The 3,170-nt window shown below is 40.2% G+C and carries 3 protein-coding genes; all 3 read right to left on the bottom strand.

Going from position 1 to position 3,170, the window contains the following annotated elements:
• Window positions 1-35: 35 nt before the first annotated feature.
• Complete coding sequence (locus CK510_RS28490) at window positions 36-827, bottom strand: RNA methyltransferase (RefSeq protein WP_095724849.1); 792 nt, start codon at window positions 825-827, stop codon at window positions 36-38.
• A gap of 23 nt (window positions 828-850) precedes the next feature.
• Window positions 851-2,239 carry an adenylate/guanylate cyclase domain-containing protein gene (locus CK510_RS28495; protein ID WP_095724850.1) on the bottom strand — a complete coding sequence of 463 codons (1,389 nt, stop codon included), beginning with the start codon at window positions 2,237-2,239 and terminating at the stop codon, window positions 851-853.
• A gap of 212 nt (window positions 2,240-2,451) precedes the next feature.
• Window positions 2,452-3,170 (bottom strand): LOG family protein (locus CK510_RS28500; RefSeq protein WP_095724851.1); only part of this gene is annotated, 719 nt, incomplete at its 5' end.

Below are 3,170 nucleotides of genomic sequence, written 5' to 3' on the forward strand. Positions count from 1 at the left end.
AGCCTCACATAGAATTGGTATTAGTTAGCAAATATCTACGAGGAAAGGGAGTTTTTGGGAGTTCGTGTGTGATTTTTTTTACCCATTGCCCATTCTATCTGACGCAACATTCCTCTCAACATAGATAATTCTTTTGTTCGCAATTGTGCCCTGCTGTAAAGCTGTCGAAGCTTTTCCATGCGACTGGTAGCAGTATGGGGATACAAATAACCAACCCGAAGCAGTAGCAATTCTAACTGCTGATAGTAGGATTCGACAACATCTAAAGATGGTAATTCTGACTTCGGAGAGGAATCTTTAGTTGCAGCCAAACTTATACCTAAGTCAGAAGAAAATGACAAATCGGCTATTTGTGACAGTTCGTAGCAACAAATACCGACAGCAGCAGCCAAATTCAGCGATGGATACTCATCACTAGAGGGTATACGCACAAACCTCTGGGCATAATTTAATTCTTGGTTACTTAATCCCCGATCTTCCCGACCAAAAATCAAAGCACTCGGTTGTCCTTCCGCTTCCAGCAACCAGGGGAAAGCAGCACGAGGAGATTCCAGAGGAGCATTCCAATCATGATCGACACCTGTAGTTGCGATCGCGCGTTTGCATCCCTGTAAAGCCTCCTGTAAGCTACTAACAACAACCGTAGACTCTAGAACATCTTTGGCATGAACTGCCATTAAATTTGCTTGCTCACCAAAATAGTCGCATCGTGGGTTGACTAAAATTAGTTGATGCTGTCCAAAATTTTTCATTACCCGTGCCACAGAACCTACATTTAAAGCACCAGCAGGTTCAACTAATATAATCTTGACCTCAGATACAGCCATTTATTTAATGTAATTTAATGTAATTAATTGCGTTTGCTTTTAAGCCAATATGTTTGCATATCTCCCTTCCCCTTAACAGAAATTATTCCCCTTTCCTCCAACAAAAAGCTCTTTTCTAGTAACTCAAAAGTAGCATTACTAACATGAACTCGACCAGGTTCACCGTGAGACTCCATGCGACTAGCAATATTTACCGTATCACCCCAAAGGTCATAAATAAACTTCTTAATCCCAATCACACCAGCGACAACAGCACCACTATTAATCCCAATCCGAATTTGGAAACTTTCCCCAGTATCCAGATTAAATTGTGCGATCGCATCAATCATATCCAGTGCCATAGCTGCAATTGCGATCGCATGGTCAGAACGTGGTTGTGGTAAACCTCCGACAACCATATAAGCATCACCAATGGTTTTGATTTTTTCTAAATTATAGGTTTCCGCAAGTAAATCAAACCGGGAAAATATTTGGTTGAGCAAATCAACCAACTTTTGTGGGGGAATACGACCAGATAAATCTGTAAAACCAACAATATCAGCAAACATCACAGTCACATCGCTATACCCATCCGCAATTAAGTTACTCGCAGGGAGATTATTTCCAGTGGGTTGATTTTTCTTGAGACGTTGTGCGATCGCTTGGGGCAAAATATTTAATAGTAAATTTTCCGATTGCTCCTGGGCAACTTGGGTATCATGTAATGCCACACCCAACTTAGACATTGTATCCTGAAGCTTTTGCACAGCTGGACGAAACACCAAAAACCCCTCCAGCAACAGCACCAACAGCATTATTGCCAGCAAACCATACTCCATTTGCTTGAGTTGATTTACTCCTGCGATCGTTTCTTGGTTATACCAATCTGCAACCCGATCTAAACCCTGCATCAAAGTATTCTCTTCAGCGAACAACTGAGCAATTGATGATTTTTCACCGGGATTTATATTTCTTCTACCAGGACGTATTAAAGTTTCTCGTACCCCATTACCCATCATTTGCAATGCGATTTCGCGAAATTCAGTCCCCGCAGGATTCATTTCTTGTAATTTTTGTTGCCAAATAGCCTTTTGTGCTTGCGTGAAACCGGAAATATTTTGAGGTACATTACTCAACTTTTCACCCGAATCTTTCCAGGTGACAATTAAATTTTTAAGTTCATTTATCCGTTGCTGCCGATTATTCGGGTCAGATTCCAGCTTGATTCGCATCACAGCTTTGGTCATTTGCTGACAAAGAGTCTGCCTTTGTCGAATTAAACTAACTATTTCTAAATTTTTCTCCTGCTGTGCCAGCATCCCCTGCACCACAACTTGCCCCGCAACTGATAAAAATGCCACAAGACTCAGCGATGCAATATAAAAAGCTGTCAGACGGCTTGTAGAGGTCTTTAAAGTAGTCTTTTTCTGCATTATTATGTAAGTAATTATATTCCTTGGCGTTCTTGGCGGTTCAAAAAATAGAATAATTAGGACTTAACAAAACCGCACTACCTTATAGTTCCCAACCAAATGATAAAAATAATAATTTTCGACAAAAAAACCAGCTTCACATTGAAACTGGCTTCATAAAAATTAATAGATTTTGACTGAATTTTGTTGTAAATTCCCAAAATTCCCATAAACTACTTCAATTCCGGATGTGCCTTATCTTCAGCACTCAACCTACCCATATTATTAATCCTGGCAATCATTTGATACAAACGTCCTAAATCCCGTTGATTAAAATTCAATATCAAACGAGGCAAATCAATCGTTTCATCCTGTCCTTCTTGGGGCAAAGCCTGACTTTTTTGGATTTTGCCCTTGACTAAAATATCGCTAAACTCCGTATTGAGTTGGTCAACTTCAGCATCAGATAAATTTGACTTGAGACGAATGACCAATTGGTTACTGACATAGCGACTCGAATGATAAACCTGGTAGAAACTAGTAATCGCATTACAAGCCACCTCCAAATTATCTGTAATAGTGTAGAGATTGGGGTCTTCTGGACTAACTAAACCAGTTTTCAACAGATGTTCATCAACATACTTACTCCAAGACTGCCAATATTCACCACCAGGATGGTCAATTAAAACTAAAGGAACAGGACCAAATTTACCAGTTTGGCTCAGAGTCATACACTCAAATGCCTCATCCTGAGTCCCAAAACCCCCAGCAAAAACCGCAACAGCATCACTTTCCTTAAGTAAAAACAGCTTGCGGGTAAAGAAATACTTAAAATGAATTAACTTGCGATCGCCCTCAATATACGGATTCGCTTGCTGTTCAAATGGTAACTGAATATTCAAACCAAAGGAATTATCACGCCCAGCACCTTCATGCCCAGCCTGCATAATAC

It is taken from the genome of Brunnivagina elsteri CCALA 953 (genome assembly GCF_002289455.1).
Lineage (GTDB): Bacteria > Cyanobacteriota > Cyanobacteriia > Cyanobacteriales > Nostocaceae > Brunnivagina > Brunnivagina elsteri.